This is a genomic window from Thalassomonas actiniarum (assembly GCF_000948975.2).
GTDB classification, from domain to species: domain Bacteria; phylum Pseudomonadota; class Gammaproteobacteria; order Enterobacterales; family Alteromonadaceae; genus Thalassomonas; species Thalassomonas actiniarum.
The window spans coordinates 5,241,722-5,259,882 of sequence record NZ_CP059735.1 but is presented as its reverse complement, the minus strand read 5'-3'; the positions used below and the strand labels follow the sequence as shown (position 1 = coordinate 5,259,882).

Genomic DNA, 18,161 nt, shown 5'->3' with positions numbered 1-18,161 from the left:
CTAAGTTTTTACTTTGTTCTGGAAATATTTCCGGGTTTGCTTAGTCATTATTTAATTGAATCGAATCATGATAACAGTGAGCCGGTAAAAAATATTTAACAAAAAAATTCAATAATAAGAAATCTCTATGCTCTGGGCTTATGGGTGATTTAAGCACAGCCGGTAAAAAGAGTGATGAGATCTATTTGCAAGAAGTAAGGAGAGCCTCTTTTGCAAACTACAGCATTGACATCCTATTCGCTAACGTTTCCCCAGTTAGATGTGTTTTTTCATCAGCAGCAATTGCCCGATTGTCCGCTTTATAATATTTGCGGTTATACCCGTTTAGCCGGAAAAGTTGATATTCCACGCCTGCAGCTGGCGTATCAAAAATTGGCACAAGCTGCGGATATTTTCCGTCTTTACTTTGAACATAACCAGGAATGGCCGGAGCAAAAGCTTGCTGCGAGTTGTGATGCACATTTATCCCGGGTGGATTTTTCCGGCCGCAGGGATCCCGAAGCCGAGGCAAAAGCGCATCTTGAAGTCTTGTTTGCCACTCAGTTTGATTTAAGCAAAGGGCCACTTTTTACCGGTCAGCTTATCACCCTGTCGGAAAATGAGCACTGGTTTGTGACCTTAGGGCATCATCTGGTTGTTGATGGTTGGGCCACCAGCCATATTATCAGGAAGCTTGGAGAGATCTATACTGCCTTAGGGCAGGAAACCGACGAGGGAACCTGGTCCGGAATATTGTCGATACCGAACTTTGTCGATGTTGTCGCCCAGGAGGCCAGGTATCAGCAAAGCGCCTCATACCGCAAATCCGAACAGTACTGGTTGGATAAATTTCAAACTATCCCCGAACACCTGTTTACTGCGCATTATCGCGGCAGTTTTGCTGCGGATCAGGTGGTGCCGAGTAAGCGCCAGCATATTTTGTTGTCCCGGGAAAAGTCGGGCTTGCTGCAACACTTTTGCCGGCAGCAGGATACCGGTATCCAGGGGATCTTCCTCGGCCTGCTCTATAGTTATTTCTCTTCATGTTACGGGCAAAGTGACTTAGTGATAGGCACACCCGTGCATAACCGCACCAGTGCGGCACAAAAACAAATTATCGGTATGTTTGCCAGCATGAGTCCGCTGCGCCTGGCGCTGAGCCGTGACCTTACCTTTACTGAGCTGCTCCGTGCCATAGGGAAAATCCAGCGTCAGGATTTTCGACACCAGAAATATCCCGTCAGCCACCTCAATCGCCAGTTGAAGCTTTCCCGCTCAAGCCAGCAGCAACTGTTTGATCTTTGTTTTAATTATTTAAAGCTCGATATCAATGCCCGCTATGACGACTGCGAGACCTTAAGCCGCTTTATCGGTCATGGCTTTTCACAAATCCCGCTGTCGGTCAACCTGATCGAATTTGGCGAGCAGCAGGAGCTGGAATTGCAGCTCGATTATAACCTGGCCTATTTCAGCGATGAAGAAGCGCTGTTATTGCTTAACCGGCTGGATTTCCTGCTGGAGCAAGTGTTATCGGATCCCGGGCAGCAGGTGTCTGCTTTAGCCCATATGCCGCCGTCAGAATTAACCCGGCTGCAAAGCTTTACCTGCTGTGAGGGCGGCTTGCGCAGTGAAAAAACGGCTGCCGAGCTTTTTGAAGCTTTTGCCCGCCAGCATCCTGGCAATGCCGCCCTGGTTGCCGGACAAGATAAGCTGAGTTTTGCTGAACTTAATCAGCAGGCCAATCAGCTGGCGCATTATTTAACCACCCAAGGGGTGGGAGTGGAGAGCCGGGTCGGTATTTGTACCACGGCGTCGGTGGAGATGATTATTTCTGTGCTGGCGGTATTTAAAACCGGGGCCATGTATGTGCCTTTAGACGCCAATTTCCCCCAGGCCCGTTTAGATTATATGGTGCAGGATTCGCAGATACAGCACTTGTTGACCCAGTCGCAATACCTGCCGCTGTTTCAGAACTTTCCCCTGATCTTTGTCACCCTGGACAGCAGTGAACATCAGCAGAAAATCAGCGGTTTTTCCTGTGCCGATCTTGAGCGTCCGGCCGGTTTTACCCTGTCCTGCCTGGCTTATTTAATTTATACCTCAGGTTCGACCGGGCAACCCAAAGGGGTCATGGTCGAACATCAAAATTTGATGCATTATGCCTTTGGTATCCAGGACAAGCATCAGCTGCCCCCGGGCATGAGTTACGGGGTATTATCTTCCCTGGCCACGGACTTAGGCAATACTTCCCTCTATCTGGCATTTATCAGCGGCGGTTGTCTGCATCTCCTGCCTGAGCTGGCGACCTTGGACAGCCACCAGTTTGCCCGGCATATACATCAGCAAGCAATCGATGTGCTGAAAATCACCCCGAATCATTTCGATGCCCTCTATGATGAGATGCTGTTTGAGCAGGGCTTCCCCTGCCGCTTTTTATTCCTTGGCGGCGAACCCCTGATTGGGCGGGTATTGTCAAAGGTTGATAAACTTAACCGGGAACAGGCTTGCCAGGTGATCAACCATTACGGGCCAACGGAAACCACAATCGGTTGCCTGACCCATGCCTTATGCCGGGAGCAAAGTTATACCCGGGTGCCTATTGGTACGCCCCTGGCCAACAGCCGGGCTTATGTGCTCAATCAGGAAAAAAAACTCCAGCCGTTAGGCTGTGTCGGTGAGCTTTATATCGGCGGCGGCGGGGTAACCCGGGGTTACCTGAACCAGGCAAAGTTAACCCGGGAAAGGTTTGTTGATGGCTTCTCAGGCATTGACAGTCAGGGACCCCTTTACCAAACGGGAGATCTGGTGCGCTGTCTCACCGGCGGTGAAATCGAGTTTACCGGCCGCAACGACGATCAGGTGAAAATCCGCGGCTACCGGGTTGAGCTTGGAGAAATAGAAGCCAGGTTAACCCGGCTTAACGATATCGAAGTGGCTGTGGTGCAGTTACAGCAGGACGATTTCGGCGCCCGGCATCTGGTGGCTTTTGTCACTATATCAGCTGTTGCTGGCTCGGATATCAAGCTCAAAGACCTGCGTCTTGAGTTGGCGAAATTCCTGCCCGCCCATATGGTGCCGGAACAGCTGATGGTGCTTGAGCAATTCCCGCTGATGGTGAACGGAAAAATTGACCGTAAAGCCCTGCCGAAACTCGATAACCAGATCAGCGACGATTACCTTGCGCCGCAAGGGGAAGCGGAAACCTGCCTGGTGCAGGTATGCGCCGAGTTATTGTCTGTGCCCGAGCAGGAATTAAGCACAGGGGCAAACTTTTTTGCCTTGGGCGGCGATTCCATTATTTCTATCCAGCTGGTGTCCCGGATGCGACAGACAGGCTGGACCTTAACCGGAAAAGATATTCTCGATGCCCCGAGAATAAAAGATCTCGCCTTATTGCTGAAACCATTGGCGGACAAAGAAACGGCGGCGGAGCAGGGACCTGTTGAAGGGGATTTGCCTTTATTGCCGATCCAACATTTGTTCTTTGGCGATGAAACCCAGCTGCACCACTACAACCAGTCGGTGTTACTGGCGATCCCGGCTGCTTTCACCCCGGAACATGCCAAGATTTTCGTTGAACACTTGTATCGCCGCCATGATGCCCTGCGCCTGGCATTTAGTGCGGTACAAGGACAGTGGCAGGCAAGCCACCAAAACTTTGACCGGGACATGCTTGAGCAGAGCGTGGAAGTCATAACTTTAGCCGAAGAGGACTTCTCTGCCTTAGAGGAGATTGCCGATAGGATACAGGCAAGCTTGTCGCTTGAAGCCGGGGGCTTGTTTAAAGCGGCTTATTTTATCAATCAAAGCGGACAAACCCGGCTGTTGCTGGTGTGCCATCACCTGATCGTCGATGGTGTCTCCTGGCGGGTGATACTTGAAGATCTTGAGCGGATCAGTGCCCAGCTGGAGCAAAACCAGGCACCGGCTTTAGCAGCAAAAACGTCTTCGTTTAAAGCCTGGGGCGAGTTCCTGCAAGCGTATGCAAAAAGCGAGCAGTTGTTAGATGAGCGGGAGTACTGGCTGGCCCAGGGAGCCGATCTGCCTGCTACGGCACCCCGGGTGGAACAGGAAGTGAATTTTACCACTTTGAACTTCTCGTTGGACGAACAGCTGACGGAGCGTTTATTGCATCATGCCGGTCAGGCGTATCGTACCCAGGTTAATGAATTATTGCTGGCGGCGTTATTAAAAGCCCATTGCCAGTGGTCCGGGCAACTCTCCCTGACCTTAGATCTGGAAGGTCATGGCCGGGAAATCCAAAGTACCGGCTTAGATCTCAGTCAGACCATGGGTTGGTTTACTTCCCTGTATCCGTTGAAACTTACCACCGATACCCTGGACTGGCGCACTGTGATCACCCGGGTAAAAGAAACCTATCGCCGGGTGCCTCATCACGGCCTGGGTTTTGGCGTACTTAAATACCTGGTGCAGGACAGTGAGCTGGCTAAACAGCCCAGACCTGAGCTGGTGTTTAATTACCTGGGACAATTTGATCAGGTAGTGAACTCCGGTCATAAATTTTCTTTGCTCAATGAAAACAAAGGGCGTTCCATCAGCCCGAAACGGCGGCCGCATCATAACCTGACCCTTAATGGCATGGTGAACAATGCCTGCCTGCATTTTGATTTAACCTTTGATAACCAGCACTACGACAGTGATGTTATGGCGCAGCTGGTGCAAACCTACAGCGAGGAATTATCGTGTCTGGTAACACATTGTTTATCCGATAACAGTGGCTGGCGCACCTTATCGGACTTCCCGCTGGCGCATATTACCACCGAGCAGCTGGACAGCTGGCAGTCAAGCTACCCGATCCAGGACTTATACCCGGCAACGGCGATGCAGCAAGGGCTGCTCTTTCACAGCGAACAGGACAGAAGCGCCTATGCCACGCAAAAACTGCTGACCTTAAACGGCTCAATTGAACTGGTTCATTTCCGTCAGGCCTGGCAGCAGCTAGTCGATGACCATGCGGTTTTCCGTACCATTTTTGTCGGGCAGGATTTGGGCATGCAGCAGCTGGTGCTGACACATGCCGATTTACCCTGGTTCGAGTTCGACCTTTCCCACCTGAATGAAGCCGGGCAGCAGGCGGAGATCGCCCGCTTTATACAAGAAGATAAACAACTGGGTTTTGATAAAACCCGGGCACCCTTGATGCGCATCAGTATCTGGCATTTAGGCAAGCAAACTTATCAGCTGTTGTGGAGCAGCCATCATGCCTTAACCGATGGCTGGTGTAATCCCCTGATATTTTCCGAAATGATGGCCAGTTATCAGCGCCTGTGCCGGGACCAGGCATTGGTTGCCTCTAATTCCCGTCCCTATCGCGATTATATCGTCTGGTTGTTGCAACAAGACAGCGACGGGGCACAAGCCTTCTGGCAGCAAGAGCTTGCCGCACTGGAAGGACCTACCCCTTTGCCCAGTGCACGTGATGCCGATAATTCCCCCGGCTGTGATGAGTTGTCGCTAAGCCTGACCCCGGAGCAGACCGGGCAATTAAGCGAATTTGCCCGCAAAAGTCAGGTGACGCTAAGCGTAGTGCTGCAGGGGGCCTGGGCCTATCTGTTATCGGCTTATAGCCGGGAAAAATCCGTGGTATTCGGTACCACGGTTTCCGGCCGGCCGGCGCAGATAAACGATGTTGATAAGATGATAGGTTTGTTTATCAACACTATTCCGGTCAGGGTCGGCCTGGATAAGGAGCAGGGGCTGCAAGCCTGGTTAAAAGACATTCACCAGGGGCAACATCAAAGGGAAAGCCATAGCTTCCTGCCCCTGACTGAAATCCAGCAAGCCTCAGGTTTTGCTCCGGGAACACCTTTGTTTAACAGTTTATTCGTGTTTGAAAACTACCCGGTTGCCGCTTTGTCAGAACATGTTTCCGGTAAAAAGGATATTACCTTAAGCAGCGCACAAAGCTTTGAAACCAGCAATTATCAGTTGACCTTAGTGGCCCAGCTGGAGCAAGCGCTGACGCTGAAACTGACTTATCTTAAACAAGCTTTCGGTCCGGCGATGGCGCAGCAGTTATTGAGACACTACCAAGAGATCTTAATGGCCATGCCAACCATGGCGGACAAGCCGTTAAGCGCACTGGCGCTGTTATCGGCGCAGGAAACCCGTAACCTGACCCGGGAATTAAACAGCAGGCAGGAAAGCTTTGCAGCCAACACTTGCCTGCACCGGGTTTTTGAACAGCAAGCGGCGATTTTTAGTGAGAATACCGCCCTGAGCTTTGCGCAACAGCAGCTCGATTATGAGACCCTTAACCGGCAAGCCAACCAGCTGGCCCGGTATCTGCGCGATACCGGGGTAGAGACGGAAACCTTAGTGGGGATCTGTCTTGATCGCTCGGTGCAAATGCTGGTGGCGATATTGGCGATTTTAAAAGCCGGCGGAGCCTATGTGCCGTTAGATCCTTCCAATCCGCAGGAACGCCTTGACTATATTATCGAGGATAGCGGTATCAACTACTTGCTGACGGACTCAGGGCAAGCGCTGGCCTGCGATAATTTATCCCGCATTAACCTGGATGAAAGCGATTTTCAGGCTCAGATCCGGACTTATCCCACAGATAACCTGCCCGCGCTTGCTCGGCAAGACGGACAAAACCTGGCGTATGTCATCTATACCTCGGGCTCTACCGGCCGCCCGAAAGGCGTGTTGGTGGAACACAGGCAGGTGATACGTTTATTTAAAGCCAGTGAGCAGCATTTTCATTTTAATGGCGATGATGTCTGGAGCATGTGTCATTCCTATGCTTTTGATTTTTCCGTATGGGAAATTTGGGGGGCCTTGCTCCACGGCGGTCGCCTGGTGGTTATTCCACAGCGGGTCTCCCGCGCCTATGACGAGCTTTATCAGTTGCTGATAGCAGAAAAAGTTACGGTATTAAACCAGACTCCTTCGGCCTTTAGCCAGTTAAGCCTGGTGGATGAACAGGTCAAAGGCGAGTTATCGCTGCGCTCGGTGATCTTCGGCGGCGAAGCGCTGAATTTAAACAGCCTCAAGCCCTGGGTGGCGCGCCACGGGGACAGTGCTCCTGAGCTGATCAACATGTACGGCATCACGGAAACCACAGTGCATGTTACCTATCGGCGTATCCTGGCATCCGATATCGCGGAAAACCAGGGCAGCCTGATTGGCCGGCCGATTGCGGATCTATCTTTGTATCTGCTCGATGAAGCGTTAAGGCCTGTGCCTGTCGGCGCCTGCGGTGAAATTTTTGTCGGTGGAGACGGGGTTACCCGTGGTTATTTGAACAGGGACGAGTTAACGCAAGAGCGTTTTATTATCAACCCCTATAACCGGGATGAACGTTTATACCGTACCGGCGATTTGGCCCGCTTCCTGGGCAATATGGAAATGGAATATCTGGGGCGTATCGATGACCAGGTGAAAATTCGCGGTTTCAGGATCGAGCTCGGGGAAATTGAGCAGCAGCTGCTTAATCTCGAGCAGGTGCTGTCGGCGCTGGTTTGCGTACACGGACAAGAGCAAAAGAGTTTAGTTGCTTATTTAGTACTTAATGAAAGTGCCTGTGCTTTGCCGCAGGATGAGGTGATAAAGCCGTTGCGACAACAGCTATCCGCTCTGTTGCCCGAATATATGCTGCCGTCCTTTTTTGTTGTGCTTGAGCAATTGCCGTTAACCACCAATGGCAAAGTGGATAAAAAAGCCCTGCCCGAGCCGGATAGAAGCCAACTGGTGCAAGACTTTATTGCCCCGGTTAACCCGATAGAAATCAAGCTGGCCAAGATTTGGGGGCAATTACTGCAAGTGGCCGCGCAAGAGATCGGCATCAACGCCAACTTCTTCGAACTGGGGGGGCACTCCCTGCTTTCTCTGCGTCTGGTGGCGGAAATCAAGCAAAGTTTTGGTGTTGAATTAGCCATCCGGGATATTTTTGAAAATGCCCGCTTGGCGCAGCTGGCACAAATGATCGCCGATTCGGCCGGGCAGGGCACGGGTTTGCAAATTACCCCGGTGACCTCACAGGATAACCGTTTTGTACTGTCGTTTGCCCAGCAGCGTTTGTGGTTTATTGATGCGATGGACGGCGGCAGCGCCCATTATAATATGTCCGGCACCCTGGATTTATCCGGCTCCCTGGACATTAAAGCGCTGGAACAGGCTTTTGCCACTATTGTCGAGCGCCATCAAAGCCTGCGCACCTGTATCAAACGCGATGAGCAAGACCGGCCAATGCAGCAGATCCGTCCGGCAGAAGGTTTTAGCTTAAGCCGCGTGGATTTATCTTCACAGGATGAGCCGGAGCAAAGCCAGTTGCTGGAGCAGGAAATCACGCATGCAGCGACTAAGGTCTTTGATTTGCAGCGGGACTTTATGCTCAGGGTCCACCTGGTGTCTTTGTCATCGCAGCAACATGTGCTTGTGGTTACTATGCATCATATTGCTTCCGACGGCTGGTCGATGTCGGTATTGATCAAGGAATTGAGCGCCTTATATAGTGCCTATCGCCAGGGAGAAGATAATCCGCTGGCGATGCTAAAACTGCAATATACGGATTATGCCCACTGGCAACGGCAATATCTGCAGGGAGATGTCCTGGAGCAGCAACTCCTGTACTGGGAACAACAACTGGCGGATCTGCCGGTCGTGCACGGCTTGCCGCTGGATTATCCCCGGGGTGAGATGCAGACCTTTAACGGACAAACCCTGGACACAAGCCTGAGCCGGGAAACCCTGAGCGGATTAAAAGCCTTATGCCGGGAGCAGGGGGCTACCTTGTTTATGGGTCTGCACGCAGCCTTTTCCTTATTACTGGCGCGTTACAGCAATGAAACCGATATCGTGGTGGGCTCACCGGTGGCAAACCGGGAGCAGGCGGAGATTGCCGACCTTATCGGCTTCTTTGTTAATACCTTAGTGTTGCGTTGTGACTTGTCGCAGCAACCGGGCTTTAGCGACTTGCTTGAGCAAAGTAAACAAAACCTGCTGGACGCCTATGCCCACCAGCAAGTGCCGTTTGAACAGCTGGTAGAGCGGCTGCAACCCGAGCGTAGTTTGCAACACAGCCCTTTGTTCCAGGTGATGCTGGTATTGCAAAACAATGAAGAGCAGGAGCTGGTGTTACCCGGACTCGAGCTGAATATGCGCCCGGGAGCCCGTGATATTGCCAAATATGATCTCACCCTGACGGTCAGTGAAAAGCCACAGGGGCTGGCGCTGGCATGGGAGTACAATACCGATCTGTTTCAACAGGCCAGCATTGCCCGTATGGCAGAGCACTTCCAACACTTAGTTGACGCTATCCTGGCAAGGCCGCAAACCAATGTCTTTAAATTGCCCCTGCTCAGTAAAGCACAAGCAGAGCAGGCATTGCAGGCAGCTCGCCGGGCAACTGTAAGCAATGAGGCGGTTTGTGTCCATGAAATTTTCCAGGGCCAGGTTGCAATAGCGCCGCAGGCCATTGCCCTGGAACTGGCGGAGCAGAATATAAGCTATCAAGCGCTTAACACCCGGGCAAACCGCCTGGCCCGATACCTGATGGAAAACAGGCAGGTGAAACCCGATACCCTGGTGGGGATTTGCCTCGAACCTTCGGTGGACCTGGTGGTCGGCATATTGGCGATACTCAAAGCCGGGGGGGCTTATGTGCCGCTGGATCCCGCCTATCCCGAGGCGCGCCTGACCCATATGCTCAGCGATGCTGCCCTGGAAACCGTGCTGACGCATAGCCATCTGCAAACTCCTGTTACCCGGGCCCAGGCGTTATACCTGGATGAGGAGAGCTTTTTAACCGGACTTGGGCACTATTGCGATGAAGATATTCCGGTGTCAGCAACCGGTGTCGCCCCGCATCACCTGGCTTATGTGATTTATACCTCAGGCTCAACCGGGCTGCCCAAAGGGGTGATGATCAGCCATGACAACTGGCAGGCTTATAGCCGCTCGGTTTCCAGGGACTATGGCCTTAAAGCGCAGGAAAAAATACTGCAATTTTCTTCCATTTCCTTCGATATCCTGGTGGAAGAGTTGAGTTTGTCCCTGTTACACGGCAATACCCTGGTGCTGCCGCCAACAGCCGATGTGCCTTCCGTGGCGGAGTTCTGGCAAAGACTGGATAAGCACAGGGTGACGATTGCGACTTTACCCACGGCCTACTGGCACCAGTTATGTCTTGATGGCCAGCTGGCAGAGTCGTTAAACACAACGGCCTTAGACCTGGTTATCGTTGGGGGAGAAGCCATTTCTGCCCGGCATTTAGGGCGCTGGCAGCAAGCGGCAGGTGAAAACATCCGCTTGTTAAATACTTATGGCCCCACCGAAACGACAGTGATCGCCAGTTACGCGGATGTCAGCAGCATAGCTTCGGGCGCCAGTATGATCCCCATTGGCCGGGCAAGTCAGGACAGCCGTTTGCTGGTATTAGATCAATATCTGGCCCCTGTACCTGATGGAGTTGCCGGGGAGCTTTATATCGGTGGTGAAGGTCTGGCCCGGGGATATTTAAACCAGGCTGAGTTGACCGAACAAGCTTTTGTTAGCCTCAAAGCCCGGGACAGCGGGGAAAAACCGTTATGTCTATATAAGAGCGGCGACTTGGTGCGCCGCTTAGCCGACGGTAACCTGGCATTTTTAGGGCGTATCGATCACCAGGTCAAGATCCGCGGCTTCCGCATTGAGCTGGGTGAAATCGAGCATGCTTTAAAAGCCCAGGCTCAGATCAAGGATGTGATTGTCCTGGCCAAAGAGGATGATAACGGCAATAAACGCCTGATTGCCTATCTGGTTTCGGATCAGGCCTTGATATTGGCGCAAGAGGAAAATAACGAGCAACGCCGGGAGTTTATCGAAGCGCTGAGGCAAAGCTTAAGCCAGCGGTTGCCGGAATATATGGTGCCGGCCGGTTTTGTCTTGCTCGGGGCCCTGCCGCTGACCGCTAACGGTAAAGTGGATAAAAAAGCCCTGCCTGAGGCGGATATGAGCTTAGGACAGGGAACTTATGTGGCGCCGGCCAATGACAATGAAGTGCGTTTAGCCGCTATCTGGCAGGAACTGCTGGGGCTTGAACGTGTCGGTGTTACCGATAACTTCTTTGATTTAGGCGGACATTCCCTGCTGGCGACGCAATTGTCGGCGAAAATCCGTTATGAATTTGACGTCGAGATCAACCTGGCGGTCATCTTTAAGCAGCAAACCATACGCCTGCTGGCCCAGTCGCTTGAGACGTCAAAGACCAGTCAATTGCCTAAGTTAGTGAAAGCTGCTCAGGTGCAGGAATATCCGCTATCGTTTGCCCAACAAGGCTTCTGGTTGGCGGAGCAAATGACCGGGGCAAACAGCGCCTATAACATGCCGGCGGCTATTAAGCTTGGCGGCGAGGTCAATCAGGCAGCCCTTAAGCAAGCCTACCAGGCGCTGGTGGCACGACATGATGTCTTCAGGAGTGCTTTTGTCACCAATCACCGCGGGGAAGCGGTACAAAAAATCTATGCACTTGATGAACTGGCGCTGGAAATTGAGGTGGTCGCCGTAGATGAACAGGAGTTAACCGCTGCGATGCAGGCCCATGCCACGGCAAGTTTTGACCTGGCAAAACCGTCTTTATTTAAACTGCAATTGCTTTTGCTTACCAACGGTGAGTTTATTTTACTGGCCAAGCTGCACCATATTATTGCCGACGGCTGGTCTGTTGCATTATTGATCAAGGAGTTTAACCATCTCTACCTGGCTTATAGCCGGGGGCAAGTACCTGGGTTGAGCCCGCTTGATTACCAGTACCAGGATTACAGTGTTTGGCAGCATCAATGTTTCAGTGAGCCGCTAAGCGAGTCCGGCCGCGAGATGCTTGATTACTGGTCAGCACATTTATCGGATGCGCCAAGGTCTTTACCTTTAGCGCAGGATTTCCTGGCAGACGACGAAAAGCCGTCCCAGAGAAAAACCGGCTCTTTGATGTTAACTCGGGAGCAAAGCGAACAACTGCAGGCTTTTGCCCGCGGTGAAAATGCCACCTTATTTTCCGTGTTGCTGGCGGGGTTAAATACCCTGATGGCAAAATGGACCGGTGAACAGGATGTGGTGATAGGCACGGTTGTGGCCGGGCGGCACCAGCTCGAACTGGCATCGGTCATCGGCTGTTTTATTAATGTTCTGACCCTGCGTACCCGCTTGAACCCTCAGCTGCAGCTTATCGATATTGTCAGGCAGACCAACGAGGTGGTGGTGAATGGCCTGGCCAACCAGGATTTGCCGTTTGACTTGCTGGTGGAGCATATCAATCCGGAGCGCACCGGCAGTCAAAACCCGTTTAATAACGTCTCGCTGCGGCTGCAAAATATCAAGGAAGAAAACCTTTCTCTCGATGGTTTGGCAATGGAAAGCCTGGAGCAGGATCTCAGCGCCGGCGGTACTCAGCTGGATCTGATGTTTGAAGCCATCGAACGTCCGGACGGACTGGAGCTGGTTGTCCAATATGAGGGCAAGTACTTTAGCGAACAGACCATAGCTTTGCTGCTGGCCAATTATCAGGACATCTTGTCGATGATGATGACGGAGCAGGCACTAAGCCTGGATGGGCTTAGCTTGAGTACTTCTCTGGCGGAGCAAAGGCAGAGATCACAGCAACTGTTCCCGCAGTTTTATCTGGCGGCAAGCTTTACCGCCGAGCCGATAAAAGAGCCGCTGATGTTTTGGGGTAAAGAATTTAATCAGGCACTTAAGGTGGATTTTGCCCCTTATAACCAGGTATTCCAGGAGCTGCTTAACCCCGACAGCGAGCTGGTGAACATCTCCCATGGCTGTGGGGCGATATTGTTCCGCTGGCAAGACTGGCTCGGGGCCAGCGGCGATGAACTCGCCCTGAATGCGTCACACTTTTTCGGTGCCTTGGAACAGGCGCTGAGCAGGACAAGCTCACCTTTGATCCTGATGGTATGTCCGGCATCAAGCGCCCTGCTCGAAGACCAGGCATTTGTCGAGCAATGTCTGGCGCTGGAAGCTAAATTAGCGCAGCTGGCACAGGCGCAGCCGCTGTTAGAGTTGATTTTACCTGCGGATGTGTTTGAGGCCTATCCGGTATCCCAAACCCTGGATGCCTTTATGGAGCAGGAAGCCAGTATTCCATATACGCCAGAGGCTTATACCGCGATGGCGACCTCTTTATATCGACGTTTCAGCTGCCAGGGGCGACGTCCCTATAAGGTGATTGTCCTCGATTGCGACAATACCTTGTGGCAGGGGGTATGCGGTGAAGTTGGCGCCTTAGGGGTGGAGATCAGCGGTCCTTACCTGGCGTTGCAGCAGTTTATGCTGGAGCAATATCACCAGGGGGTAGTGTTATGCCTGAACAGTAAAAACAATCCGGAAGATGTCCAGCAAGTCTTTGATCAACATCCGGATATGTTGTTGACCATGGAGCATATCGTGCTGGCGAAAGTGAACTGGCATGCCAAGTCGGAAAATATCAGGGAAATAGCGGCTGAGCTTAACCTGGGTTTAGACAGCTTTATTTTTGTTGATGACGATACCATGCAATGCGCCGAAGTGCGCAGCCGTGTGCCTCAGGTATTGACCCTGCAGTTGCCGGCAGATACCGGGCGTATTGAGCAGTTTTTAGCCCATAGCTGGGCTTTTGACCGGGTAACATCTTCCGGCATGGGGGCGGAGCGCAGCCGTTATTACAAGGCGGATCAGCAAAGGCAGCAATTGCAACAGAGCCATTTTGACCTGTCGGAATTCCTTGAGAGCCTGGAGCTGAACATAGAGATCCGGCAGATCGAGGAACGGCATATCCCCAGGGCTTCGGAGCTGAGTCTGCGTACCAACCAGTTTAACCTGACTACGCGCCGCCACAGTGAAGGCCAGATCCGTGATTTTATCGCTAATGGTCAGCTCGGCTGGAATGTTTCGGTGAGCGACCGCTTTGGTGATTACGGCGACGTTGGTCTGTTGCTGGCTGAGGCGGATCAGCAAAGCTTAAAAGTCACCGACTTTATGCTCAGTTGCCGGGCGATGGGGCGCGGTGTTGAGCATACCATGGTGCGCCACCTGGCGTCGGTTGCCAAGCGACAGGGACTGGCCTCGGTAGATCTGCTTTACCGCCAGTCGAAGAAAAACCTGCCGGCATTAAATTTCCTGCAAACCCTGGGGCTTGAAGGTGGCGGGCCCGAGCTGGAGTCCTGGTCTTTAACAACGGCGATGGCGGAGCAGGTCAATTACCTGCAGGCTGGCGGGCAGCAGGACAATAGCGCTGAATCCGGCGCCGGGAAATCGGCAGAAAAAGCCGCCGGGAAATCGGCCAATACCGAGGCGGCCATGCCTGAAGCGGTGATCGACTATCAAGGTATCGCGAACTCGTTGGCGGATATTCAGGCTATCCAGGCCAGGGTGGATCAATTTGCCCTGTCCATCAACCGGACTGTCGGGGTATTCGCCGAATTTGTGCCGCCGGTAACCGAGGCGGAGCAGAAGTTATGCCAGCTGTGGCAAGACCTGCTCGGCCTGGAACAGGTAGGTATAAAAGACAACTTCTTCGAACTGGGAGGTAACTCCTTGCAGGCGACGCGTTTGATCGCCCAAATCAATGAAACTTTTAATATTGTGCTCTTGCTGGACCAGGTCTTTAAAGCCCAGTCCATTGAAATGCTGGCCGGTATTATTGAGCAGCAATTATTAATTTTAAGCGTGCAATCGGTTGACGATGGCACACTTTCAGAAGACGAAATGGAATTAACGATATGACCCCGGTAGTAACCTTATTAACCACCTTAAAAACTTTACAGATCAAACTGGCTCTTGATGAAAAAGGAGATTTAGTGGTCAGGGGAGATAAAACGGCCCTTACGCCTGCGCTGGTGGCCCAGATACGACAACATAAGCCGGAGATAGTGAACACCTTGCGGCAAAATACCGGGGGTAATGTTCCTGCGATTACCCGGGTGCCGCGGGGAGAACAGCCGCTGTTATTGTCTTTTGCCCAGCAAAGGTTGTGGCTGTTGGATCAAATTGACGGCGGCAGCGCCCATTACAATATCACAGGGGCGCTGAATTTATTGGGTGCCCTGAATATTCAGGCGCTGGAGCTTAGTTTTGATGAGATTATCAAGCGTCATGAAAGCCTGCGCACCAGTTTTGTTGAAGAAAACAACCAGGTGGTCCAGCTTATCCGTGAGGCGGGAACGTTTAAACTGACCAGCTCGGATTGTTCGTTGCTGGCGGGGCAGGAGCAGGCGCAGGCGGTTAAGGAGCAAATTGCCCTTGAAGGCAGTAAAGTATTTGATTTGAGCCAGGACTTAATGCTCAGGGTACATCTGATCAAATGCGCGCCTCAGCAACATGTGTTGGTAGTGACCATGCACCATATTGCCTCAGACGGCTGGTCGATGTCTGTGCTGATCAAGGAGTTTTCTGCCCTTTATGCCGCCTATAGCCGCGGGCAGGCCAGTGCTTTGCCTGCATTGGAGGTGCAATATGCCGATTATGCCCATTGGCAAAGGCAATACCTGAAAGATGAAGTACTGGAGCAGCAGCTCGGCTATTGGCAACAGCAGCTGGCGGACCTGCCTGTGGTTCATGGCCTGCCCCTGGATTACAGTCGCCCTGCGGCCCAGAGTTTTACCGGAAAAGCCGTCAGCAGCCGCCTGGGGCGGGAGCCGCTCACGGCTTTAAAAACCTTGTGCCGGGGCCAGGGGGCAACCCTTTTTATGGGTTTGCATGCCGCCTTTTCCGTGTTGCTGGCGCGTTACAGTAATGAACGGGATATTGTTATCGGCAGTCCGATTGCCAACCGGGAGCAGCAGGAAGTTGCCAAGCTGATCGGCTTTTTTGTCAATACCTTAGTGCTGCGTAGCGATCTGTCACAAGAGCCGGGTTTTGCTGCTTTATTGCAGCAGAGCAAGCAGATGCTGACGGACGCCTATGCCCATCAGCAGGTGCCGTTCGAGCAGCTGGTGGAACGGCTGCAGCCCGAGCGAAGCCTGCAGCACAGCCCGTTGTTTCAGGTGATGTTGGTGCTGCAAAACAATGAACAGCAGCAGCTGGTATTACCTGAGTTGACCTTAACTCCTGTTGCCGAGGAAAACGAGCTGGCCATGTTCGATCTCACCCTGACGGCGGAAGAAAAAGATCAGCAACTGGTGCTGCACTGGGAATACAACACGGATTTATTTAAAGAACAAACCATCACCGCAATGGCGGCGCATTTTGAAGCGCTTGTGGCGGCCTTGCTGGCACGGCCGCAAGAAAATGTCTTTAAACTGCCGTTTATCGCACAAGACCAGGCCGGGCAACAACTCAGTTCAGGCCGGGTGGATAAAGGCGATAACCTTTGTATCCACGAGGTGTTTGAACAGCGGGTGCGCGAGCAGGGGCAGGCGATTGCCCTGGAACTTGCCGGGCAGGAACTAAGCTATGCACAATTAAATGCCAGGGCGAACCGCCTGGCCCGTTACCTGGTAAATCAGCAGGGGATAAAACCGGGTCGGCTGGTGGGGATTTGCCTTAAGCGCTCAATCGATATGGTGGTGAGTATTTTAGCCGTGCTGAAAGCGGGCGGCGCCTATGTGCCGCTTGATCCCGGTTATCCGGCAGAGCGTTTGGCTTATATGCTGGCAGATGCCGAGTTAGAGGCGATATTAACCGATAGCACCCTGCAAACACCGATCAGCGAGGAGCAGGCGGTATACCTGGACCGGGAAGCAGTGACGAGCTGCGTCAATGATTATGAGGATACAGATCTGCCGGTTACGGCAACGACCTCCGGGGCGGATGATTTGGCTTATGTTATTTACACCTCAGGTTCCACCGGACAGCCCAAAGGGGTGATGGTCAGCCATCAAAACTGGCAGTCATACCGGGCCGGTGCGGCGGAAGAATATCAAATGACCGCCAACGACAAGCTGGTGCAGTTTTCTTCCTTATCCTTTGATATTTTGGTGGAAGAGCTGACCCTGTCATTACTGAGCGGCGGCACCCTGGTCCTGCCAGGCGGTGATCAGGTGCTGGCGCCTTTTGAATTCTGGCAGCTGGTGGACAGGCATCAAATTACCCTTGCCAGCTTGCCCACAGCCTACTGGCACCAATTGGCCGAAGAAGAATCGCTGGCCGCCCGGGTGCAAAATACTTCCTTAAGACAGGTAATTGTCGGTGGCGAAGCGATTTCTCCCGCGCATCTGACTCGCTGGCAACAAAATGCCGGGCAAGGGATCCGTTTGTTAAATACCTATGGGCCGACAGAGGCGACCGTGATCGCCAGCAGCTTCGATGTCACGACATTTGACGGCGGGGATAAAACGATCCCTATCGGCAAAGCCTTAAACAACAGTTCATTGGTGATCCTGGACAAACACCTGAACCTGGTACCCAAAGGGGTGATAGGCGAGCTTTATATCGGCGGTGAAGGCCTGGCCAGAGGCTATTTAAACCAGGCTGAACTGAGCGCAGAAAAATTTATCAAGCATCCTTTTGCCAATGCTCCGGGAGAGCGCTTGTATAAAACCGGCGATCTGGTGCGCTGGCTTGATGACGGCAACCTGGCGTTTGTCGGACGTATAGATCATCAGGTGAAAATTCGCGGCTTTCGCATTGAGCTGGGAGAAATTGAACAAAAGTTAAGAGAGCATTACGCGGTGCGCGATGCCCTGGTGCTGGCCAAAGAAGATGAAGGGGGCAATAAACGCCTGGCCGCTTACGTTGTCACCGCAGGTGAGCAGCAGCCGGATGTGATTGCCAATTTGCGTACTTGGTTAAAGCAAAGCTTGCCCGAGTACATGTTGCCGGGCGCCTATATGCCGTTAGCCGCCTTGCCGCTCACGGCAAACGGCAAGCTGGATGTTAAAGCCCTGCCTGAGCCGGTTTGGCAGCAAGCAGGTCTTGATTATGTGGCGCCGGTATCGGCAACCGAACAGGCCTTGTGTGAGCTGTGGCAGGAAATTCTCGGCTTGGAAAGAGTTGGGGTGACCGACAACTTCTTTGATCTGGGGGGGCATTCTTTATTAGCTACGCGCCTGGTCACACAAGTTAACCAGGTTTTTGCCCTGGAGCTGGCTATGCAAGAGATTTTTAATCTGCAAACCGTGTCTGAGCTGGCCGCCTCCCTGGATGAGCAAATCCAGATGAATAAATTACTCTCGGGAGAGTTGGCCATCGAAGATCTCAGTGATGAAGAGTTAGACCGTTATTTGGCGTTGCAGACAGAAGAATAATAA

At 52.5% G+C, this 18,161-nt stretch carries 2 protein-coding genes; both read left to right on the top strand.

Features of this window, described 5'->3' with window-relative positions; translation table 11 throughout:
* Positions 1 to 210 precede the first annotated feature (210 nt).
* Positions 211 to 14,697 (top strand): non-ribosomal peptide synthetase, encoded by a 14,487-nt coding sequence (locus SG35_RS22905; RefSeq protein ID WP_084692419.1) that lies wholly within the window; start codon positions 211 to 213, stop codon positions 14,695 to 14,697.
* The gene (locus tag SG35_RS22900; protein ID WP_053042727.1) at positions 14,694 to 18,158 is read left to right on the top strand and encodes a non-ribosomal peptide synthetase; all 3,465 of its coding nucleotides are present in this window, start codon (positions 14,694 to 14,696) and stop codon (positions 18,156 to 18,158) included. The genes SG35_RS22905 and SG35_RS22900 overlap by 4 nt, the downstream gene beginning before the upstream one ends.
* Positions 18,159 to 18,161 lie beyond the last annotated feature (3 nt).